The following is a 21676-nucleotide window of genomic DNA, read 5'->3' as shown; positions in this document are numbered from 1 at the left end:
ATGTCGATGCCACATAACCTGCTGAGCCACTGCCGCGATCTGGGACCGGGTACGGGGGAATTCACCCTGCGTCCCTTCGCCCGCGAGCAGATTGACGCGGCCCTGGCCGTGCTGGCCGACCATTATGGTGGGGAGATCGATCCCGGCCGGTTGGTGCCGCCAGAACGGGAAACCGAATTGCGGGCCGATCTGGCCATGCAGGCCCCGGTTCTGGTCGATCTTGCGAACAGCTTTCAGGAACTGCTGGAAGGCGATTACAGCGCCCTGGTGCTGCCCCGCCTGGGGCTGGAGGGGCTGCCGCTGCCAGTGCGCTCCGCCCTGCTGTTTGCCTTGTCGGTCAGCCTGGGCCAACCCACCGCCACCGACAAGGTGGATCGCCGGGTCGTCTGGGATGTAAAGGTACGCGAGGCGAAGATGGCGACCAACAGCGTCTCCACCTTCTCCGAACATCCGTTCGAGGCGGACCTGCATACCGATACACAGTATTTCACCAACCCTGAACGCTATATGATGCTGTACTTCATCACCCCGGCGGCCTGCGGGGGTGGCATTTCCACAATGCGCGACCTGCGCTGCCTGCGCCAATCGCTGGCGGCCACATCGGAGGGACGCTGGGCGATGGACTATCTGACTGACCGCCCCCTGCCCTTCCGCATCCCGGCGGTTTTCACCGAAACCGGCACCGCCGACACGGTGGAAGTCACCTTTGCCCCGATCTTCGGCGAACGGCCGGCTGTGCGTTACCGCACCGACACGCTGCGCAAGGGGCTGGCGCTTCACCCGGAACTGGACACGCCCGAGCTGCGCTGCGCGCTGGATATCCTGAATGCGGAGGTGGCGCGGCAGGACAAGCTGGTGGCTCTGCAGATGCCAGCCGACAGTCTGCAGGTGCTGAACAACCATCAGGCCCTGCATGGCCGCACGCCCTTCAGCGATTACAACCGGCATGTGCTGCGCATCCGGGTGGCCGAAAGCGGCCAGACCGAAGCCGCCGCCCTGGTCCGGGCGGCCTGACACAATGAATCTGCTGCGCCTTCTGGGTCGATTGGGATCGCAGCCGCTGCGCCGGCTGTTGCTGGCGGCGGGTGGCTCCGCCTTGAGCAGCACCATCGTGCTGGCCATCATCAATGCCGCCGCGCAGAATATCGCCAAGGAAAAGGCGGATTTTCTGGATGCGGTCCTGGCCTTGCTGTTCCTGGCGTCGCTGGCGGGATTCTGGTTCTCCCAGGTCTGGCTGGTGCGCCGCATGGCCAGCGACCTGGAAGAGGTGGTGGATGGCCTGCGTCTGCGCCTGTTGACCCATATCCGCCATGCCGACCTGCTGAAGCTGGAGAAATTCGGCCAGACACCCCTGTTTGAAAGTATCAGCCAGGCCAGCCAGACGATTTCGCAGAATTCCCAATTTCTGGCGCTGGCCCTGCAATCCTGTCTGCTGACCCTGGCCATCCTGGTCTATATCGCGTTGAGCAATGCGCTGGCCTTCCTGCTGATCGGCGGGCTGCTGGCATTGGGCACCTGGGGTTACATGCGCCTGGGGCGGGAGCTGCAGGCCCAGCAGCAAAAATTGATGCAGCAGGAAGCCGTCCTGTTCGAGGGCGTGTCCGACCTGTTCGACGGGTTCAAGGAACAGCGGCTGAACAGCGCCCGCAGCGCTGCGCTGGGTCAGAGCTTCGCAGAAGCGTCCGAACGCACCGTGGCCGCCCGCAACATCGTGCATATGCATAGCTGGCAGCAATTCATCTTCGGCGAGATGGCCTTCAACCTGATGCTGGGTCTGGTGATCTTCGTCGCCCCCGCCTATGCCAAGGGCTTCAGTGCCCAAATGGCGCAGGTGGCGACGGCGGTGCTGTTCATGTCAGCACCCGTCTTCGGGCTGATGCAGTCCCTGGCCATCATGACGGCGGCGGAGGCTGCGGCCGGGCGGATGCTGGAACTGGAACCGGAACTGGCGGCCCTGGCCGAAGAGGGCAGCGACCAGCCGGGTGAGCCGCTACCCGCCGATTTCCAGCAACTGCAACTGGATGCCATCAGCTTCAGCTTCCCCGGCCGCGACGGGGAAAGGGGCTTTTCCGTCGGACCCTTTGATCTGACGCTGCGGCGGGGCGAGGTGGTGTTCGTCACTGGCGGCAACGGCTCCGGCAAGTCCACCTTCATCAAACTGCTGACCGGGCTCTACCGGCCAACATCGGGCCGGTTGCTGCTGGATGGCATCCCCGTCGGGCCGGACAGGCTGGCGGCATGGCGGGACAACATGGCCACCGTTTTTGCCGATTTCCACCTGTTCAGCCGGCTCTATGGCACGCCCTCGCCCGACAGGACAGAGGCCGCCCGCCTGATGGCCTGGCTGGAAATGGACAAGGTGACGGCGTTGAAGGATGACCGGTTCGACCGGCGCGACCTGTCCGCCGGGCAACGTAAACGGCTGGGGCTGGTGGCAGCCTTGCTGGAGGAAAAGCCCATCCTGATCCTGGATGAATGGGCCGCCGACCAGGATCCGCATTTTCGGCACAAATTCTACCGCGAGATCGTGCCCGCCCTGAAAGCCCGTGGATTGACCCTGATCGCCGTCACCCATGATGATCATTATTTCGATGTGGCCGACCGCCACCTGCATATGGAAGAAGGCCGGATGAGCGAAATGCCGGTCCCCCCCCCACCCGCAGGACAGGGGGACATGGCCGCATGACCCGCCCCCCCTTCAATTCCAACCTGGCCCGCGTGATTGTGCGGGAGATACCGGAAAATCTGCGGCTGGTATCCTGGATGAACGTGCTGTCGGCCATCGCCACCGCCACCTTGCTGTGGCTGGTGCAGGCCGCCACCGAGGCCACGCAGAACGATGGCCAGCCGGGCTTGCGGCTGGTGCTGATGTATGTCGTCACCATCACCCTGTTCGGGATCAGCCATAATGTCACCCTGGTAACGGCATCGCACGATGCCGAACGGCTGATCCACGGCTTCCGGCTGCGCCTGTTCGACGCCGTGCGCCGGTCCGATCTGGTGACGGTGGAAAAGATCGGCCGCGCCGCGCTGAATGGCGTGCTGGTGCAGGATACCCAGGCGCTGGGCAGCATTCTGCCGCTGCTGGTGATCGGGGCCCAGCAGGCGGTGATGCTGGTCTTTCTGGCGCTTTATCTGGCCTGGCTGTCACCCATCGCCTGCGTCATGGCCTTCGGCTTCGCCGGGCTGGCCGTGGCCGTGCGTTACGCCCGGATGCATGGCTTCCGTAAACAGCTTATGGAAACCGTCGCGGCGGAAGCCGATGTGTTTGACGGGCTGACCGACATGCTGCGCGGCTTCAAGGAAGTGCGGATGAGCCGGACGCGCGCCGATGCGCTGACCCAGGCCATCGGCAAGGCCTCGGCCCGGGCCTGCAGCGTCAATATCGCCACCAAAACCCAATGGGGGCGCAATTTCTCCCTGATTGAGGTGATGTTCTATACCCTGATCGGGCTGATGGTCTTTGTGGTCCCCCTGCTGACCACCGATTTTCATACGGTTGCCGTGCCCGTCACCACGGCAGCCCTGTTCATCGTTGGCCCCGTCAGCACCGTTTCCTTTGTCACGCCCATGCTGACCCAGGCGGAAATGTCGCTGGCCAATATCGAGGCGATGGAAAAGCGGCTGCGGGAGGCCGCTGGCCCGGCGGTGACAGAGGCGGAAGCGGAGGCGCAACAGGAGGGGGGCTTCGACAATCCCACCACCATCGCGCTGTCGGGGGCCCGCTTCGCCTATCGTGACGCGCGGGACAATCCCATTTTCAGCGTCGGCCCACTGGATGCCAGCTTCCATGCCGGGGAGATCACCTTCATCACTGGCGGCAATGGTTCGGGTAAATCCACCATGCTGCGGCTGCTGACCGGGTTGATGCCGCTGGATGAAGGGGCGCTGCAGGTTGATGGCAGGCCGGTGCCGCCGGCGGCGATGCAGCAATGGCGGGACAATATCTCCGCCATCTTTTCCGACTATCACCTGTCGCGCCGCCTCTATGGCGTGGGGCCGGTGACGGATGCGGACGCCGCCCCCCTGCTGAAGCGGCTGGAAATGCAGGACAAAGTTTCCATTGACGAGGGCTGTTTCAGTACAACCAGCCTTTCCACCGGCCAGCGCAAACGGCTGGCCCTGGTGGTGGCGCGGCTGGAGGATAAGAAGGTCATCGTGCTGGATGAGTGGGCCGCCGACCAGGATCCGCATTTCCGCAAGATATTCTATGAGGAGTTGCTGCCGGAGCTGCGGGCAATGGGCAAGATCGTCATCTGCGTCACCCATGATGACCGTTGGTTCCATCTGGCAGACCGCGCCTATCACATGAATGAAGGCCGGTTGGAGAAAATGGACCATGCCGCGCCGAACCACGCCTCGGCATATTAAGTCATCCTGTATTCATCATATGATTGGCCTATGAAAATGAGGAAAATTTTAACTATGACCCAATCATTGGTTAGCCCATTGTACGGTGTCGCTGGCCGCGAGAGCCTGCCATCCAGCGTTGACCGTCGATCAGGGGCAGGAAATCCCCGTAGCCATCCCGGATACGGGTCCGCCATCCTCACTTCTACTGGAGCGCACTGACATGGTAACCAAGAAGGATCAGACCGAGGGCATCGCTCCGGCTGCCGACGCGGCCGCTGCGGATGCTTCCGCTGCCGCCGAAACCACCGCAACGGTCGAAAACACTGCGACGGCTGAAAACACTGCGACGGCCGAAACCGCCGAAGCCACGGCGTCCAGCGATTTGGATACGGCCCGTTCAGCCCATGCCGCCACCATCATCCGCAACCATGTGCTGGCGTCTGCCGCCACGGTGGTGGTGCCGGTCTATCTGCTGGACAGCATCGCCCTGGCCGGGGTGCAGCTGAATCTGGTACGCGAACTGGCCAAGGTTTATGGTCAGGAGTTCCGCGCTGATCTGGTGCGCCCGGCCCTGGCCACGCTGCTGGCCACCATTGCACCCAAGACTGTCGCCAATTCCGGCCTCAGCGCTCTGGTCGCTACCCTGCCGGTGGTGGGTACCGCCTATCGCTGGCTGGCCCTGCCGGGCTTCAACGCTGCCTTCACCTATGCCGTCGGCCGGGTGTTCGAACAGCATTTTGCCTCTGGCGGCACCTTCCTGACCTTCGATCCGACGAAGGTGAAGGAATATTTCATGTCCCAGTACAATAAGGTGCGCGGCAAGAAGGCGGAGGAAACGGCCGAGGCCGCCGCCCCGGTCGCCGCCTGAGCCTGCTGGTGGGGGGCAGTGATGTTCCCCACCTCCTCCTTTTAGCAAAACGCCAACCCGGTGACAAAGGTTCTGGCCTCATGTTGATCATGGTCATTCTGCTTTATGGCTTGTCCTGTGGCGTCTGCGGCTTCATGGGTCGCAAGACGACCTTCGGATTCATTGGTCATTTCCTGTTGGCGATTTTCATTACCCCGCTTTTATCCTTTATCATCCAGGCCATTACCCGGCCCGGGGTCCATTTTAATATTCAGACGCGGGACTGAACGCGAATGAAACAGGTCGCGATGTCCGCCGCCCCGTCCGCCCGCGTGCGCTACTGGAATCGCGCACAGGCCTGGGTGAAAGAACATACCGTCTCCCTTTATGCCCTGACGCTGACAGTGCTGCTGGGGCTGCTGGCCATTGCCCCTCGCATGGTGGTTGAGGTGCCCGCCGGTTCTGTCGGTGTGCTGTGGAAGCGGTTTGCCGGTGGTACCGTTACAGAAGAGGTGATGCCGGAAGGCACCCATTTCATCTTCCCCTGGGATGAAAGCACACTTTACGATACCCGCCTGCGCAGCTTTACCCGCGAATATGAGGCGGTGGCCGCCAATGGTCTGGCCATCAAGGTGGAAGTCGCACTCCGCTATCGGGTCAATCCGAAAGCAGCAGGTCTGCTGCACAAGCTTGCGGGAAAAGAATATCTGGAAACCCTGGTCCAGCCAGAAATCGCCAGCCTGCTGTATAAATTTGTCTCCAAACACACGCCGGCGAATTTCTATTCGGTGAAGCGCGATGAAATTCAGGATTTCCTGGAAGAGCAGGCCAAGATCGATTTTCCCATCGGCAACGACAAAGATACTTCCGGTAATCCATTGCGCCTGGCGATGATCCATATTGATGAAGTGCTGGTCTCCAACGTCACCCTGCCCCTGACGGTGCGTCAGGCCATTGAACGTAAGGCTGAGCAGGAACAGATGATGCAGGAATATGATTTCCGCATCGCGCGGGAGGAAAAGGAAAAGGAACGCAAGCGGATCGAAGCCGAGGGCATCCGCCAATTCCAGGACATCGTCGCCCGTACCATCACGCCGGAATATCTGCGCCTGCGCGGGATTGAGGCGACGCAGAGCTTCGCCACCTCCAGCAATGCCAAGACCATCATCATTGGCGGCCGTGATGGCCTGCCCGTCATTTTGAATACGGGGGACGACGCAAAGCCGGCGGAACAGCCCGCGGCAAGCGGCGCCGAAGCGAAGCCAAACTGAAAGGATGGCTGATTTCACCGTTTGTTTAGCGGTATCTGCACTGTAGTTTATCCATCAGCACATATCAGCCGCGTGAATTGGATGCTGGCCGCGCAATGGCGCACGGGGCAGATTATTGACCCATGCGCCGTTCATCCGGCGCCGCGGCAAGTTGAGGGCAGCTTGGCACCGCGTCACCAAAGGCTTAAAGCGCCATAGCGGGAACTGCCCGCCGCCATGGCCCCGTAAGTTGGTGTGAAGACGGCGTCGATGGCAAGCACAGGGGCAGTCCCTCCGAATACAGAATTTGCCGATCCAGCAATCCCGGCCATGGTCCGGCTGACCGGCCTGCGCAAGGTTTTCGGCGGCAAGGGCAAACCTGCCGTCACCGCCCTGGACGGGGTGGACCTGGTCGCCCCCACCGGCAGCATCACCGCCATCATCGGCCCCAGCGGGGCCGGTAAAAGCAGCCTGCTGCGCGCCGTCAACCTGCTGGAACGGCCGGACAGTGGCAGCGTGATCGTCGGCGGGCAGGATCTGACCGCCCTGACGGAAGCGGATTTGCGCCGCGCCCGGCAATCCATCGGCATGATCTTCCAGCATTTCAACCTGCTGGCCAACCGCACCGTGGCGGGCAATGTGGCCCTGGCGCTGGAGCTGGCCGGCTGGCCGCGCGACCGGATCGGCCCGCGTGTGGCCGAACTGCTGGATCTGGTGGGGCTGACCGACAAGGCGGGACAATATCCGGCCGCCCTGTCCGGCGGGCAGAAACAGCGGGTGGGCATTGCCCGCGCGCTGGCCCCCAACCCGCAATTGCTGCTGTGTGACGAGGCGACCAGCGCGCTGGACCCGGAAACCACCCGGCAAATCCTCGACCTGCTGCGCCGCATCAACCGGCAGCTTGGGTTGACCGTGCTGTTGATCACCCATGAAATGTCGGTGGTGCGGGAAGTGGCCGACCATGTGGTGGTGCTGGAGGCCGGGCGCATCATCGAACAGGGTGATGTGACGCGCATCTTCACCCATCCCCAGCACCCCACCACCCGCGATTTCCTGGCTGGGGAGACGGGGACGAGGTTGCCGGCGGCACTGGCCGCCCGCCTGTCCCCCACCGCCCGGCCCGGCGATGTGGCGCTGGTGCGGCTGCACGCGCTGGGGCCGGTGGCGGCGGGGCCCGTACTGGCCGGTTTCGCCCTGGCCGGTGTCGCCGCCAGTCTGGTGGCCGGGCGGGTGCAGGCCCTGAAGGATATTCCCTTTGCTGCCCTGGTGCTGGCCCTGAAGGGCGATGCGGCAGCCATTGCGGCGGAAATCACCCATCTGCGCGCCCAGGGGGCGGATATTGAGGAGCTGGGCCATGTCGCCGCAGATGCTGTCGCTTTTAACTGACGCCACGCTGCAAACCCTGTCCATGGTGCTGGTGGCGGGGGCGCTGGCTTGTCTGGGTGGCATTCCGTTGGGCCTGTTCCTGGCGCTGTGCGGGCCGGGCGACCTGTTGCCGCGCCCGGCCCTGCATCGGTTGCTGGGGCTGGTGGTGAATGCCGCCCGCTCCACCCCCTTCATCATTCTGGTGGTGGCCATCGTGCCGCTGACCCGCGCGCTGACCGGCACCTCCATCGGCACGGCGGCAGCCACGGTACCGCTGACACTGGCCGCTATTCCCTTCATCGCGCGGGTGGTGGAAGCCGCTGTGCGGGAAGTGGACCATGGGCTGCTGGATGCCGCCCGCGCCATGGGCGCGCGGCCTGGCCAGATCATCCGCCTAGTGCTGCTGCCCGAAGCCCGCGCCGGCATTCTGCGCGGGTTGACCCTGGCCGCCGTCAATCTGGTGGGCTATTCCGCTATGGTCGGGGCTGTGGGCGGCGGCGGGCTGGGCGATCTGGGTATCCGCTATGGTTATCAGCGTTTCATGCCGGAAATGATGCTGGCCGTTGTGCTGATCCTGATCGTTCTCGTGCAAATTCTGCAATCGGGCGGCGAGGCGCTGGCCCGCAAACTTGATAAACGCCATCTGAAAGGCTGACATCCATGCGCATCCTGGCCCTGCTGGCGCTTGCCGCCACCTTCGCCCTGCCCGCCCAGGCGGAGAAAATCCGCGTCGGCGTCACCCCCGGCCCGCACGCCCAGATCATGGAAAAGGTGCGCGATCAGGCCAAGGCGACGGGGCTGGAGATCGAGATTCTGGAATTCAGCGACTATGTGGTGCCAAACGAGGCGCTGGCCAGCGGCGACCTGGATGCCAACAGCTTTCAGCACCAGCCCTATCTGGACAACCAGATTGCCGACCGGGGTTACAAGCTGGTCTCCGTCGCCAAGACGGTGACCTTCCCGCTGGGCCTGTTCTCCGCCAAGCTGAAAAGCCTGGAGGCACTGCCGACCAAGGCCAAGGTCGCCATCCCCAACGACCCGACCAATGGCGGCCGTGCCCTGATCCTGCTGGCGCACCAGGGCTTGATCAAGCTGCGCGAGGGGGCCGGTCTGGCCGCCACCCCGCTGGATATCACCGATAATCCGAAGAACCTCCGCATTGTGGAGCTGGACGCCGCCCAGCTGCCGCGCAGCCTGAATGATGTGGATATCGCCGCCATCAATGGCAATTACGCGCTGGAGGCCGGGCTGGACCCGACCAAGGATGCGCTGGCGCGTGAAGCCGCCGATGGCCCCTATGCCAATGTCATTGCCGTGAAGGCGGTGGACAAAGACAAGCCCTGGGTGAAATCCCTGATTGCAGCCTATCAGAGCCCGGCAGTGAAACAATTCGTGGTTGATACATTCAAAGGTGCTCTGGTCCCCGCCTGGTGACGCGAAGATTTAACACTTCCAACCTCACCTTAAGGATATTGTCGCCCCGGTGAATTCCCGTCCCCTGCAACATAAGGTAGGAGGATTGGGAATGGCAGAATGATCGGGCGACTGTGGCCTCTGGAACGCTCAAAAGCCTGACGATGCGTCAGGCACTGCTGATCTTGTTGAGCGCGGTCTGCATCGGTGTGGTGCTGACCGCGGCAGAGGTCGCCTTTACCGTTCACCGCAAGCAGACAGCGGCACAGAGCCAGCTGGTTCAGATCATGAACCTGCTGGAAGGGCCCAGCCGCAACGCCTTGTGGAACCTGGACCAGACCCTGGCCGACAGCATCTTTGGCGCCGCCACCGCCCTGGAATCGGTGGGGCGGGTTGAAATCCACGATGTTTCCGGCACCACGTTTGCCGCCACCGGCGAAAAGCCGGCTATGGTCAGCGATTTCCGCCGCCGTATGATCGCGCCTTATATGACCGCCGAACGGACCCTGACCCGTCCCGGCGGAACGGAGGTGATCGGCCGTCTGGTACTTTATCTGAAACCGGACAGCTTTATTCAGGATGCGCGGGCCACCATCCTGGGATCGGTCCTGCTGGGGCTGACGCGCAATCTGCTGCTGGCCCTGCTGCTGTCGGTGATTTTCCACCTGTTCCTGACCCGGCCGCTGATCAAGCTGGGCCGGGATCTGATCCGTGTGAAGCCGGACAGTCCGCTGGCCAACCCCATCCGGGTGCCCCGGTTCCATGAAAATGACGAGCTGGGCTATGTGGCCTCCCGCATCAATGAATTGCTGGCGCAGCTGCACCGGTCACAATCGGAATTGCGGCGGCTGGCCACGCGCGACCCGCTGACCAACATGCCCAACCGGGTCTTGATGACCGAGTCCCTGAATGGTGCCGTGGAACGCGCGGGACAGAGTGGCCGGGCGCTGGCGGTGATCTTCCTGGATCTCGACCGGTTCAAACATGTCAATGACAGCCTGGGCCACGCCATTGGCGATGCCCTGTTGCGGCAGGTGGCCGAGCGGTTGCAAGAAAATCTGCCCGCCGGCCATCTGGCTGGCCGGCTGGGCGGTGATGAATTCCTGATCGTGCTGGAAAATATGGACGGCGCGGACGAGGTGACCAACCTCGCCCGCCGCCTGTTGAACGCCCTGACCCGGGCATACCCCATTGACGGGCAGATTTTGCATGTCGGCGCCAGTGCCGGTATCGCCATGTATCCGGGCGATGGGGATGACAGCATTTCGCTGATGCGGCACGCCGATGTGGCCATGTATGCCGCCAAGGCGATGGGTGGCGGTACCTTCAAATTCTTCGACCGGGCGATGACCGAACGGGCGATGATCATCCTGCGCACCGAGGCCAGCCTGCGCGATGCCCTGGCTGACGATGCGCTGCATATCCATTATCAGCCCAAGATTGATCTGGAGACCGGGGCGGTCGCCGGGGCGGAGGCGCTGGTGCGCTGGAACCATGCCGGCCGCATGATCTCCCCCGCCGAGTTCATCCCCATTGCTGAAGAAACCGGCCTGATCATTGATCTGGGCTATTGGGTGCTGACGCAGGTTTGCCGCGATACCGCCTCCTGGCACCGGCGGCTGCCGGGGCTGAGCATCGCCGTCAATGTTTCCGCCCGCCAGCTGGCCGAACGGGACTTCGCCGACCGCGCCATTGCCATCGTGCGGCGGGCCGGGCTGTCGCCTTCCATGTTCACGCTGGAGGTGACGGAATCGGTGGTGATGCGCGATGTCGCCAACCAGATGGTGGTGCTGAACACCCTGCGGCTGGCCGGTTTCCGCATCGCCGTGGATGATTTCGGCACCGGCTATTCCTCCCTCTCCTATCTGCGGCAATTGCCCGTCACGATGCTGAAAATCGACCGCAGCTTCGTCAATGATGTGCCGGGTGATGCCGCCATCGCCGCCACCGTCATTGCGCTCGGCAAGAAGCTGGGCCTGACCACGGTGGCCGAAGGGGTGGAAACCCAGGAACAATATGACTGGCTGCGTCAGGAAGGCTGTGATCAGGCCCAGGGCTATCTGATCTCCCGCCCCATTCCGGCAATGCGGTTTGAAAAGGAGTTCATTGATCCCAATGCGGGGCCGTTGCTTCGGCTGGTGGGGACCGAAGATTAGAGCGGATCGCGGAAAAGCGGAATCGCTCTGTGGCACGGGGGTGACACTGCGCCTGAATGCCATAGCATGTTATTGAACGCCATTGCGGCTGATAATTATTGTCACTATACCGACACCACTTGCGAATGAATTGCATGTGGAACCCGGACCGTGCGTATCCCCCTGTCCCTGTTGCTGCTGGCTGGTGCCAGCGCCCTGTCGCTGCCGACTCTGGCGCAAGAGACCCTGTCGGTGGACGAGATCATCGTCACCGCCGCCCGCAGCAAGCTGCCGGCCAATGCCTTGCCGTTGACGGTGGATGTGATCAACAGCAAGTCCTTGGCGGAACAGGCGGCCATTGGCGGGTCGGTGGTGGATGCGGTTTCCACCCTGTTGCCCTCCTTCTCCCCCACCCGGCAGAAGCTGTCGGGTGCGGGGGAGACGCTGCGCGGCCGGTCCCCGCTTTACGCCATCAACGGCATCCCGCAATCCACCCCGCTGCGCGATGGCAGCCGCGACGGTTTCACCATCGATCCCTTCTTCGTGGATCGGGTGGAGGTGATCTATGGCTCCAATGCCCTGCAGGGCATTGGCGGCACCGGTGGCATCGTCAATCAGGTGACGGTGGGCCCGCCGCGCCAGGATGGTGTTTCCGGCAAAGTCCTGGTGCAGGGCAGCAGCGATGACGGGTTCAGCGGCGATGGCCGGGGCGGCAAGCTGGCCGGCCTGCTCGCCTATCGTGAAGGCCCGTGGGATGCCATGGTCGGCGGCGCCTATGAAAAGCGCGGTGCCTTTTATGATGCCAAGGGCCGCCGCATCGGGGTGGACAGCACCCAGGGCGAAACCCAGGATTCGCAAAGCTGGTCCGCCTTTGGCCGTTTCGGTTACGAAACGGATAATGGTGTGCGGCTGGACCTGATGCTGAATCGGTTTCAGTTGAAAGGCGATGGCGATTATCTGGTGGTGAATGGCAACCAGAAGACCGGCCTGCCGGCCAGCGCCAAGCGCGGCACCCCGCCGGGCGACCCGGCGCAGGGTCGCACCGAAAGTGCCGCCCTGACCCTGACGGCCGATGATCTGGCCGGCGGTGCCTTCACCGCCCAGGCCTTCTTCAACCGCACGCAGGACACGTTCGGCAGCGATGCCAGCCCGGTGGATACGTTCCAGGATATCCGCATCGCCCCGCTGAAAACCCTGTATGACCAGTCACAGAACCGGTCACGCAAGCTGGGGGCCAAGCTCAGCTATGAACGCGCCATGCCGGGGTTTGAGGCGCTGACCACTATTGTCGGCCTGGACACCCTGTTCGACAAGACCGAACAGCGCCTGATCAAGACCGGGCGCAAATGGGTGCCGCCGACGGATTTCCGCAGCCTGGCCCCCTTCGCCCAGTTCAACCTCTCCCTGCTGGAAGACCGGCTGCATCTGGCCGCCGGCGTGCGGCACGAAAATGGCCAGGTGAAGATCGACGATTACACCACGCTGGCCTCCACCGGTTCCCGTCGGGTCAAGGGTGGCAAGCCAACCTTCAACGACACGCTGTTCAATGGTGGCATCGTGGCGGAACCGTGGGAGGATGTGCGCCTCTATGGTTCCTATGCCCAGGGCTATACCATGGCCGATATTGGCCGCATCACCCGCGCCATCAACAAGGATGGCGTCGATCTGAACAATTTCCTGGATATCGATCCGGTGATTTCCGACAACCGCGAAATCGGTATTGAGCTGGGTCGCGGTTCGCTCACCGCCTCGGCGGCCTATTTCTGGTCCACCTCCAAGAAGGGCCAGAATCTGGTGCTGGTCGGCGGCGTCTATGAGGTGCAGCGCCAGCGGGTGGAGATTGAAGGGCTGGAGCTGAATGCAAACTGGGAAACCCCCGTCACGGGGCTGACGCTGTCAGCCGGCTATGCCCATCTGGACGGGCGCACCGACAGCAATGGTGACGGCAAGGTCGACAAGGATCTGGACGGCTCGAACATCTCCCCCGACCGGGTGAATGTCGCCGCCGCCTATGCCTATGGACCGGTCACCGCGCGGCTGCAGACCCAGTTCTACATCGCCCGCCGTTTCGATGGCGGGGTGAAGGATAGCGGCTTTGGCGGCTATAACCTGACCGATCTGCTGCTGCGCCACGCCATCGGCACGGGCGGGCTGACGCTGTCCATCAGCAACCTGTTCGACAAGCAGTATATTACCTATTACAGCGAAACGACGCGGGTGACGGATGATCAGCGCCTTTTCGCCGGGCGCGGCCGCACGTTGACGCTGGGTTGGGATTATAGTTTCTGACATGCGCACGCTTGACCTGCTGCATCGCTGGGCTGGTGGCCTGATTGGTCTGCTGCTGGCCCTGCTGGGCCTGACCGGCACCATCCTGGTGCACCGGGATGCCTGGGTCATGCTACCCGGTGCCGGAGAAGCCCTGGTCACCGACGCCGCCCAAGTGGGGCCGGTGGCGGCCGGGTTGCTGGCCGATCCGGCCGGCCGGCCGCAATCCATCATCTTTGCCGATGACGGGTTCGGCCTGCACCGGCTGCGCATGGGCGGTGGGGCCGGGGCCTATGCCGACCAGTCGGGCCACATTGTCAGCCGCTGGGACAGCGAATGGGCGCGGCCGGAACTCTGGCTGGCCGATCTGCACAAGCATCTGCTGGCCGGCGATGTGGGGGAGACGATTGGCGGCATCGCCGCGCTGATCGGCCTGTTCTTCATCATTTCCGGCATCATCCTGTGGTGGAAGCTGCGCTTCACCTTCAGTTTCCGCCTCTGGCCGGCGCGGTTGAGCCGGCCGGCCATCATCCGCCAGCACCGGGATTTCGGGGTGGTGATGGCACCCTTGCTGTTCCTGTCCTGCCTGACGGCAGTGATGCTGACCCTGCCGCCGGTCACCAACCTGCTGCTGTCGCCCGTCATTTCGCCAGCGGAACGAAAGGCCGCCATGGCGGTGCCGGCGGTAAAGGGCGGGGCTCTGGCACCGGGGCTGGATTGGGCCGCCATGCTGGCAGAGGCGCGCAGCCGCTTCCCCGACGCGCAGTTCCGCGTGCTGACCCTGCCGCGCCGTCCGGGTGAATTAATCAGCCTGCGCCTGCGCCGGCCGGTGGAATGGCTGCCCAATGGCCGCACCATGGTCTGGTTCCAGCCGGAGACGGGAGCCATGGTGGGCAGCCGCGATGCCGCCACCCTGCCGCTGGGCGCGCGCATTTTCAACCTGGCCTATCCGCTGCACACGGCCAAGGTAGGCGGGCTGGCCTTCCGGCTGGTGATGAGCGTCAGCGGGCTGGCGCTGGTCCTGCTGGGCACGCTGGCCGTCTGGAGCTTCTGGTTCCGCCGGCCCCCACCGCAACGGGCGCCTGCCGGGCGGAAGAGGAAGCCCACCCCCTAAGAGTCCGTCCAAGAACTTTCACTTCTTTTCCAATCTCTTAACCGTCATTCCCGCGAAGGCGGGAATGACGGTGGAAAAAGGTCACGGGTTCGAAAGAAGCGATAACCTTCCGGACAGACACTAAGGCCGCCCCACCCATATCCGCAACGCCTGCCACGGGTGCCGGCTGGCGGCCATATCACGGAACAGCCGGCCCCATTCAGCAAAGGCGATGCGCAGCGGATTATAGCTGACCGGCCCGCCCTGCACGCCATAGCGCAGCTTCCGCCCCGGCTCCACCGCCGCAAAGCTGCCGAACAGCCGGTCGAAGATGATCAGCATCCCGCCGAAATTGCGGTCAATGCAGTCGGCATCGGACCCATGATGCACCCGGTGATGGTTGGGCGTGTTCAGCACCCATTCCAGCGGCCCCAGCCGCCCCACCATTTCCGTGTGCAGGAACAGTTGATAGGTCAGGTTCAGGCTGAACATGCCCAGCACGGCCACCGGGTGATAGCCCAGCCAGATCAGCGGCAGCAGAAGCACCCAGCTTCCGGTCAGCAGATTGGTCCAGCCCAGCCGGAACGCCGCCGTCAGGTTCAGCCGGGTGGAGGAATGGTGCACGGCATGGTTGGCCCACATGAAGCGGACCCGGTGCGACAGCCGGTGAAACCAGTAATAGGCCAGATCCACCCCCAGGAACAGCCCGACCAGCCCCAGCCCGCTCCCGCCGTCAAGCGTGAACAGCCGCTGGTCATACAGGGCGAACATCAGCGGCGCGATCAACCCGATTCCGGCGGTGCGGATGGCGATCTGCCCCACCATGATGCCCAGCGTGGCGGCACTTTCCCGCAGGTCATAACCATCGCTGCCGCGCTGCCGGTGCCAGAGATATTCCCCCAGCGCCAGCAGGGCCACCACCGCCAGAAAGGCGGGGGAGCGGTCGACCAGGGCAACGAGATCCATCGGCGGCTTCTCCGTCCATCCCCCGGTCACCAGCAAGGGGCGACACGGAAGCCGCAAGATAAGCACATCAGCGTATGGTTGTCTGTGAACAACCTCACGTCACATTATAAGGCACCGTCCGCCGTTCATGCGCATCCACGCGCAGCGCCTTGCCGATGGGCGGGAAGGCGCGGTGGCGGCAATCTTCCCGGTCACAGACCTTGCAGTTGGACCCGATGGGCACCGCCGCATCGGCATCCTTCAAATCCAGCCCGGCGGAATAGACCAACTGGTCGGCAAAGCTGATCTCACACCCCAGCCCCACGGCGGCTTCGCGCGGGCGGGAGAGATAGCCGCTGCCACCCGCCACCACCGTGCGGGCGATACAGAGATATGTCGCCCCATCCGGCATCCGTGCCTGCTGCACCAGAATGCGCCCTGGCTGGGCAAAGGCCTGATGCACATTCCACAAAGGGCAGGCCCCGCCAAACCGGGCAAACTGAAACCGGGTGGCGCTGGACCGTTTGGCGATATTGCCGGCCATATCCACCTTCATGAAATAGAAGGGCACGCCTGGCATCCCCGGCCGCTGCATGGTGGACAGCCGGTGACAGACCTGTTCGAAGCTGACCCCGAAATAGGCGCTCAACCGGTCGATATCATAGCGCACCCGCTGCGCCTCGGTCAGAAAACGGCGGTAAGGCAGGATCAATGCGCCTGCGAAATAATTGGCCAGCCCCACCCGGGCGATGGAGCGTGCCTCCACACTGGAAAGGTTGGCCTCCGCCACCAGCCGTTCGATCTCCACCCCGTAAGACAGCAGGCCGATCTGGTGGGCGGCATAGAAAGTGCGGCTCTCCCGCGGGGCCGTTTCGGAAACGAAAAGAATCCGCTCTTCCGGTTCATAGCGCCACAGCACATCATGGCGGGCAAATCCCTGGGCCACCCGGATGGTCACACCATGCCGGTCGGCCAGAAACTGGGCCAGATGTTCCAGCAGCCGGTCCTTGGAAAAGCCCGAGGCTTCGAACAAATCCTCTGCCGCGTGGTCCAGCCCTTCAAAATGGTTGCGGCGCGACTGCACGAAATCGCGCACCTCGTCATAGGGAAAGGCCGGGCCGTTCACCGTCTCCTCGCCCCCCACCCGGTCCACCAGCGCCTGCTGTTCCTCTTCCAGCGAGCGATAGGCGCGGTAGAGTTTCAGGAAAGCGCCCATGATCTCCGGGGCCGCCCGCACCGCATCGCGGATGCCGGCGAACTTCACCGCCTGCTCGGCAAACAGCGGATCGCCCAGCGCCTCCCGCATCTCCGACGCCAGCCGCAGATCGGCATCATCGGCGAAATGGCTGGGTTCGACGGAAAAGTAAGACGACAGCCGGATCACCGCCGCGGCCGAGAGCGGCCGCTGGTTATTCTCGATCTGGTTCAGGTAGGAGGTGGAAAGCCCCACCGCCGCCGCCAGGGCAGCCTGGCTGATGCCACGCACTTCCCGCAGGCGGCGGATGCGTTCACCGGCATAGATTTTGGCGGTCATGCGTCGGCGCTCTCCATCCGTTATCCACAGGCTCGAATTTTCGCGAGATTAGCCGGACTTAGGCGTCTGCGCCTATATTTTTAACGCTTATTGTCTCATGCCAGCGTCACAGCGCCCCGGCGTATCATTTCGCCCACTGTATGGACGCCCAGCTTTTCCCGCGCTCTTTCACGATGTTTCTGCACTGTCAGCGGGCTAATGTCCAGCAGGCGGGCAATCTCTTTGCTGGTGCACCCGGCCACAACATGACGTACAATTTCAGCCTCGCGTGGACATAGCCGATCCCAGGGCAATGGGGCTGCTGCGTGCCTCTCGTTTCCAAGCCCGTGATTGGCGCAGGCGATCAACTGCGCTGTGGACCGCAACCCCGCCTTCTGCATGATGGAAGAACGATGCTTGCGGATGGTCTGCTCGGAAATTCCAAGTTGGATGGCTATCTGCGCACCGCGCAACCCCTGTGCCGTAAGCTGTAGGACCTGGCGTTCCCGCTTAGTGAGATCGCTGAACATGGTAACTGCTCCTGGTTGTATGACCGGGGCAAAATGGCAGGCGTTGGGAGCTGCGAGCACCCTGTCGGGCGTCTATAGGCGTCGGATCACGATTGAAGCTGCCTTTCCCCCTGGCATTGAAAATTCACATGACCTTGGTCCGCCCGGTTACGGCGGCATTCCTTGCTGATCTTTTTCAAGATGCAATCTCTTCTCCATTCAAGGAAACCGCAGCACCCAACGCGACCTTATTCACGCGGACGGGCTTGGCGACGGGAGTGCCCAAAAGGCAGGGCATGCAGTTGATTTGGAATCTGATAAATGCTTTTCAGATTTTTCTCAACTAAAAAATGTATATCTCACAGCTTACCTGTCGATTTGCCAGTCAACTAAGCAGAAATGCTTACTTTTTTCTGCTCCACCCATATTGCGATCTATGCATCAATTCCCATAAATCCGTAACACAACAATGTTAACAATTTAACATTGTGCGCTATCTTCTGAAAAACACCAAAGATACGCAAACTGTGGGGGTTTCATATGCTGAAGATAACTTTTAATTGTACACATGTCGGCAACAGCCGATCCGACTGAGATGACTCTCACGTCCCAGATGAATCGTGCATCGAAAAATCGCTAATGGAGAGAACTATGACTGAGAATATGATTGTGGAGAACAGTGCTCGCCGTATGACAGTAAAATGGCGTAACCAAAACGCACTGAAACTTTTGCGTCGTGAGTTGTTGTCCAAGGGTGATAGCGATTCCGTGAACTTTCTGCCCGGCGTCGAGGCCATCGGTGCTGGTTATAATCCGTTTCTGGATTACGCCTCGGCTGACAGCATCACTGTTCAGCTTTTTGACTGGAATGCAGCACCACGCAAGAATGTAACTTTCAATCAAAAATATTTGACGCCTGACGTGGTTGATGTGCTGCAAGCAGATTCTGCATCTTACTACAACGCATCTGGTAGTTCTATCAATGAGTTCCAGAGTAAGTTTGGCGCTAGTGCTAAAATATCTGGAAAATATAATTTTTTCTCTGGTAGCCTTTCCAGTGAATTCAATGAGGAATCTTTGTCAGTTAGTGAAAATGAATTCAGCCGTATTCAACACAACATCAGTCTATGGTCTCTGCGATTGCCAGTTACTGGTGGGTTGGCGAAATATCTGAAAAAAGATATTGCCGATCATTTTAACAGCTTGGAGAAGAGCCCGGAGGCGGCCCGTGACTTTTTTGACAGGTTCGGCAGCCATTTTCTGGTCGGCATTGTCATGGGTGGGTGTTCTGTCTATTCATCTTCTACCAACAAGCTGATGGTTGATCGAACATATTCGATCGAGACGGTGGCGCAAGCATCCTATGATTTCCTGACAGGCCAGATCAGCGGCGAGGCCAAAGCCAAATATGAAGGCTCCGTCAACAGCTTCAACGCCAACTCCATCTCCAGAGGTCACACTGTCGGTGGCAATGGTGTTCTGGCGGCCGGCGCCTTCGACGGCAAGGAGGGCTTTGATAAATGGAAGGAATCTGTCGCGATATCTCCTGACTTTGTGCAGTTCGTGTCCTCTTTACCCCTGGTTGGGATCTGGACATTGTTTGAGGACCAGGAAAAGGCTGCGTACTATGAAGAATATTTCAATAATAATTGGGCTCCTGAGCAGTCACATAAGAGGCAATATTATCCAGACTATGTTGATAGCTTGGTCGCGATTAATGGTGGTGACTCCAATATTCATCCGCCCGCTGGTTACACCAAAATTTATTACGACCTGAATACAGGGGCGAAAGGGGATTATATCTATTTGTGTTATCATAAAGCAACTTACCGTCCGGATCGTGTGAATAATAATTGTATCGACGATGTCAAGATCATCTATGGAAAGGATGCGCAGGCGCCTTCTGGATATGTAAAGCTGGACCTTGACCTGAATAAGGGGGCCCATGGTGAGTATGTCTATCTCTGCTACCGTCCGGTTGCATTCGACAATAATATTTCCATCAAGGACATCACTGTCATTGGCGGTAAAACCTCGAACGTGCCTGCCCCCTATGGTTTTGAACAGGTTCCAGGCGACCTGAACAAAGGTGCCCATGGCAATTTCATATATGTCTTCGTCTCCAAAACGGCTTGATTTTTCCGTTGCGGCGTCACCTTCGGGTGGCGCCGTTTCGCAATATCGCCACCTCCCGATGATTGACCTTCCGGACAAAGCAGTAAGGTCAATCTGCAAATTTGCAAAATTTGCAATCCGCACCGATCCCCTTCGCATTTATGCACCTTTCCACGCCTATCCACCACCCTGCATAATTTGCATAAACAACCCAACGAAATCGATCAGGGCGGGAACTTCCTATGCAGGATGTGCTGTTGAAGCTGGAGCAGATGCGTGCCGGCGCCCGGCTGGGCGGCGGTGAAAAGCGTATCGCGGGCCAGCATTCCAGGGGCAAGCTGACGGCACGCGAACGGATCGACATTCTGCTGGACGAAGGTTCCTTCGAAGAATGGGACATGTTTGTCGAACATCGCTGCAGCGATTTCGGCATGGAAGCACAGAAGGTGCCGGGCGACGGTGTGGTCACCGGCCATGGCACCATCAATGGCCGTCTGGTCTTCGTCTTTTCCCAGGATTTCACCGTCTTCGGCGGCTCCCTGTCGGAAGCGCACGCAGAGAAGATCTGCAAGATCATGGATCAGGCAATGAAGGTGGGTGCCCCCGTCATCGGCCTGAATGACAGTGGCGGCGCCCGCATCCAGGAAGGTGTCGCCTCACTGGGCGGTTATGCCGAAGTGTTCCAGCGCAATGTGCTGGCCTCTGGTGTGGTGCCGCAGATCAGCCTGATCATGGGGCCGTGCGCCGGTGGGGCCGTCTATTCGCCGGCCATGACCGACTTCATCTTCATGGTGAAGGATAGTTCTTACATGTTCGTCACCGGCCCCGATGTGGTGAAGACGGTGACGCATGAGGTGGTGACGGCGGAGGAACTGGGCGGGGCCGTGACCCATACGGCCAAATCCGGCGTGGCCGATCTGGCCTTTGAAAATGACGTGCAGGCTTTGCTGGAAACCCGCCGCTTTGTGGATTTCCTGCCGCTGTCGAACCGGGAAAAGCCGCCCGTGCGCCCCACGCCGGATGAGGCCGACCGCCCGGAAATGAGCCTGGATACGCTGGTTCCGGCCAATCCCAACAAGCCCTACGATATGAAGGAACTGATCTCGAAGATCGTGGATGAGGGTGATTTTTTTGAAATCCAGCCGGATTATGCCAAGAACATCATCACCGGCTTTGGGCGGATGCAGGGATCGACGGTCGGTTTCGTCGCCAACCAGCCGATGGTGCTGGCCGGCTGCCTGGATATTGACAGCGCCATCAAGGGTGCGCGCTTCGTGCGGTTCTGCGATGCCTTCAACATCCCCATCGTCACCCTGGTGGATGTGCCGGGCTTCCTGCCGGGCACGGCGCAGGAATTCAACGGCATCATCAAACACGGCGCCAAGCTGCTGTTCGCCTATGGCGAGGCGACGGTGCCCAAGGTGACGCTGATCACCCGCAAGGCCTATGGCGGTGCCTATGACGTGATGGCGTCCAAGCATCTGCGCGGCGATGTGAACTATGCCTGGCCCAGTGCGGAAATCGCCGTGATGGGGCCGAAGGGGGCGGTGGAGATCATTTTCCGTGGCGATATTGGCGATCAGGCCAAGATTGAGGCGCGGACCGAGGAATATCGCCAGAAATTCGCCAATCCCTTTGTGGCGGCGGGCCGTGGCTATATCGACGACGTGATCATGCCCCACGGCACCCGCCGCCGCCTGTGCAAGGCCTTGGCGATGCTGAAGAACAAGCAGCTCCAGAACCCCTGGAAGAAGCACGATAATCTGCCGTTGTGAGGCCCTTCGTCTGCTGCCTCTCTCCCGTCACCCCGGCGAAGGCCGGGGTCCAGGATCGTAGAGTGCGGCGTCGCCAATCTGGACCCCGGCCTTCG

18 protein-coding genes are annotated in these 21676 nt (G+C 61.4%); 15 read left to right on the top strand and 3 right to left on the bottom strand.

Translation table 11 applies throughout. The features are described 5' to 3' along the window. From GE253_RS18110 to GE253_RS18055, 12 genes are all read left to right on the top strand, one after another. The gene (locus tag GE253_RS18110) at nucleotides 1–1014 is read left to right on the top strand and encodes a TauD/TfdA family dioxygenase (protein ID WP_247878731.1); all 1014 of its coding nucleotides are present in this window, start codon (nucleotides 1–3) and stop codon (nucleotides 1012–1014) included. Between the two features lie 4 nt (nucleotides 1015–1018). After that, complete coding sequence (locus GE253_RS18105) at nucleotides 1019–2686, top strand: cyclic peptide export ABC transporter (protein WP_153205555.1); 1668 nt, start codon at nucleotides 1019–1021, stop codon at nucleotides 2684–2686. Then, the gene (locus GE253_RS18100; protein WP_153205554.1) at nucleotides 2683–4371 is read left to right on the top strand and encodes a cyclic peptide export ABC transporter; all 1689 of its coding nucleotides are present in this window, start codon (nucleotides 2683–2685) and stop codon (nucleotides 4369–4371) included. Before GE253_RS18105 ends, GE253_RS18100 begins: the two co-directional genes overlap by 4 nt. 202 nt (nucleotides 4372–4573) lie before the next feature. Then, nucleotides 4574–5221, top strand: coding sequence for a DUF697 domain-containing protein (locus GE253_RS18095; protein WP_153205553.1), 648 nt, complete (start codon nucleotides 4574–4576; stop codon nucleotides 5219–5221). 80 nt (nucleotides 5222–5301) lie between these two features. Beyond that, nucleotides 5302–5487, top strand: a complete 186-nt coding sequence (locus GE253_RS18090; protein ID WP_153205552.1) for a hypothetical protein — start codon at nucleotides 5302–5304, stop codon at nucleotides 5485–5487. Between the two features lie 6 nt (nucleotides 5488–5493). After that, entirely contained in the window at nucleotides 5494–6471 is a 978-nt protein-coding gene (locus GE253_RS18085) for a prohibitin family protein (RefSeq protein WP_153205551.1), read from the top strand. Between the two features lie 309 nt (nucleotides 6472–6780). Beyond that, a complete protein-coding gene (locus GE253_RS18080) occupies nucleotides 6781–7836 on the top strand; it encodes an ATP-binding cassette domain-containing protein (protein WP_153205550.1) in 1056 nt (351 codons plus the stop codon). After that, on the top strand, nucleotides 7805–8470 hold the full coding sequence (locus tag GE253_RS18075; protein ID WP_153205549.1) for a methionine ABC transporter permease: 666 nt from the start codon (nucleotides 7805–7807) through the stop codon (nucleotides 8468–8470). Before GE253_RS18080 ends, GE253_RS18075 begins: the two co-directional genes overlap by 32 nt. A 5-nt stretch (nucleotides 8471–8475) precedes the next feature. After that, nucleotides 8476–9249 carry a MetQ/NlpA family ABC transporter substrate-binding protein gene (locus tag GE253_RS18070; RefSeq protein WP_153205548.1) on the top strand — a complete coding sequence of 258 codons (774 nt, stop codon included), beginning with the start codon at nucleotides 8476–8478 and terminating at the stop codon, nucleotides 9247–9249. Between the two features lie 143 nt (nucleotides 9250–9392). Then, on the top strand, nucleotides 9393–11384 hold the full coding sequence (locus GE253_RS18065; protein ID WP_153205547.1) for an EAL domain-containing protein: 1992 nt from the start codon (nucleotides 9393–9395) through the stop codon (nucleotides 11382–11384). Between the two features lie 150 nt (nucleotides 11385–11534). Then, complete coding sequence (locus GE253_RS18060) at nucleotides 11535–13652, top strand: TonB-dependent receptor (RefSeq protein WP_211101506.1); 2118 nt, start codon at nucleotides 11535–11537, stop codon at nucleotides 13650–13652. A gap of 1 nt (nucleotide 13653) precedes the next feature. After that, a complete protein-coding gene (locus GE253_RS18055) occupies nucleotides 13654–14745 on the top strand; it encodes a PepSY-associated TM helix domain-containing protein (RefSeq protein WP_153205546.1) in 1092 nt (363 codons plus the stop codon). A 120-nt stretch (nucleotides 14746–14865) separates the two neighbouring features. Here GE253_RS18055 and GE253_RS18050 read toward each other — a convergent pair whose 3' ends face one another. The 3 genes from GE253_RS18050 to GE253_RS18040 form a co-directional block, all read right to left on the bottom strand. Continuing rightward, nucleotides 14866–15690, bottom strand: coding sequence for a sterol desaturase family protein (locus tag GE253_RS18050; RefSeq protein WP_153205545.1), 825 nt, complete (start codon nucleotides 15688–15690; stop codon nucleotides 14866–14868). A gap of 94 nt (nucleotides 15691–15784) precedes the next feature. Further along, entirely contained in the window at nucleotides 15785–17203 is a 1419-nt protein-coding gene (locus GE253_RS18045; protein ID WP_153205544.1) for a short-chain fatty acyl-CoA regulator family protein, read from the bottom strand. A 95-nt stretch (nucleotides 17204–17298) separates the two neighbouring features. Then, nucleotides 17299–17712, bottom strand: a complete 414-nt coding sequence (locus tag GE253_RS18040; RefSeq protein WP_153205543.1) for a helix-turn-helix transcriptional regulator — start codon at nucleotides 17710–17712, stop codon at nucleotides 17299–17301. 92 nt (nucleotides 17713–17804) lie between these two features. On the opposite strand from GE253_RS18040, the gene GE253_RS18035 reads away from it, so the two are divergent. From GE253_RS18035 to GE253_RS18025, 3 genes are all read left to right on the top strand, one after another. Further along, complete coding sequence (locus GE253_RS18035; protein ID WP_153205542.1) at nucleotides 17805–18038, top strand: hypothetical protein; 234 nt, start codon at nucleotides 17805–17807, stop codon at nucleotides 18036–18038. Nucleotides 18039–18342: 304 nt separating this feature from the next. Beyond that, nucleotides 18343–19827: an MAC/perforin domain-containing protein gene (locus GE253_RS18030; protein ID WP_173012711.1), complete on the top strand. Its 1485-nt coding sequence runs from the start codon at nucleotides 18343–18345 to the stop codon at nucleotides 19825–19827. Nucleotides 19828–20048: 221 nt separating this feature from the next. Continuing rightward, on the top strand, nucleotides 20049–21581 hold the full coding sequence (locus tag GE253_RS18025) for an acyl-CoA carboxylase subunit beta (protein WP_153205540.1): 1533 nt from the start codon (nucleotides 20049–20051) through the stop codon (nucleotides 21579–21581). Nucleotides 21582–21676: the final 95 nt, after the last annotated feature.

This window comes from Niveispirillum sp. SYP-B3756 (assembly GCF_009495745.1).
In the GTDB taxonomy this organism is placed as follows: Bacteria; Pseudomonadota; Alphaproteobacteria; order Azospirillales; family Azospirillaceae; genus Niveispirillum.
This window is presented reverse-complemented; position numbering and strand designations above follow the sequence as displayed.

Bases quoted from the DNA above. Each gene is read 5' to 3' on its own strand.
- GE253_RS18100 (WP_153205554.1), top strand. From the start codon at position 2,683: ATGACCCGCCCCCCCTTCAATTCCAACCTGGCCCGCGTGATTGTGCGG.
- GE253_RS18050 (WP_153205545.1), bottom strand. From the start codon at position 15,690: ATGGATCTCGTTGCCCTGGTCGACCGCTCCCCCGCCTTTCTGGCGGTG.
- GE253_RS18105 (WP_153205555.1), top strand. From the start codon at position 1,019: ATGAATCTGCTGCGCCTTCTGGGTCGATTGGGATCGCAGCCGCTGCGC.
- GE253_RS18045 (WP_153205544.1), bottom strand. From the start codon at position 17,203: ATGACCGCCAAAATCTATGCCGGTGAACGCATCCGCCGCCTGCGGGAA.
- GE253_RS18075 (WP_153205549.1), top strand. From the start codon at position 7,805: ATGTCGCCGCAGATGCTGTCGCTTTTAACTGACGCCACGCTGCAAACC.
- GE253_RS18080 (WP_153205550.1), top strand. From the start codon at position 6,781: ATGGTCCGGCTGACCGGCCTGCGCAAGGTTTTCGGCGGCAAGGGCAAA.
- GE253_RS18095 (WP_153205553.1), top strand. From the start codon at position 4,574: ATGGTAACCAAGAAGGATCAGACCGAGGGCATCGCTCCGGCTGCCGAC.
- GE253_RS18025 (WP_153205540.1), top strand. From the start codon at position 20,049: ATGCAGGATGTGCTGTTGAAGCTGGAGCAGATGCGTGCCGGCGCCCGG.
- GE253_RS18030 (WP_173012711.1), top strand. From the start codon at position 18,343: ATGACTGAGAATATGATTGTGGAGAACAGTGCTCGCCGTATGACAGTA.
- GE253_RS18065 (WP_153205547.1), top strand. From the start codon at position 9,393: ATGCGTCAGGCACTGCTGATCTTGTTGAGCGCGGTCTGCATCGGTGTG.
- GE253_RS18085 (WP_153205551.1), top strand. From the start codon at position 5,494: ATGAAACAGGTCGCGATGTCCGCCGCCCCGTCCGCCCGCGTGCGCTAC.
- GE253_RS18090 (WP_153205552.1), top strand. From the start codon at position 5,302: ATGTTGATCATGGTCATTCTGCTTTATGGCTTGTCCTGTGGCGTCTGC.
- GE253_RS18055 (WP_153205546.1), top strand. From the start codon at position 13,654: ATGCGCACGCTTGACCTGCTGCATCGCTGGGCTGGTGGCCTGATTGGT.
- GE253_RS18040 (WP_153205543.1), bottom strand. From the start codon at position 17,712: ATGTTCAGCGATCTCACTAAGCGGGAACGCCAGGTCCTACAGCTTACG.
- GE253_RS18110 (WP_247878731.1), top strand. From the start codon at position 1: ATGTCGATGCCACATAACCTGCTGAGCCACTGCCGCGATCTGGGACCG.
- GE253_RS18070 (WP_153205548.1), top strand. From the start codon at position 8,476: ATGCGCATCCTGGCCCTGCTGGCGCTTGCCGCCACCTTCGCCCTGCCC.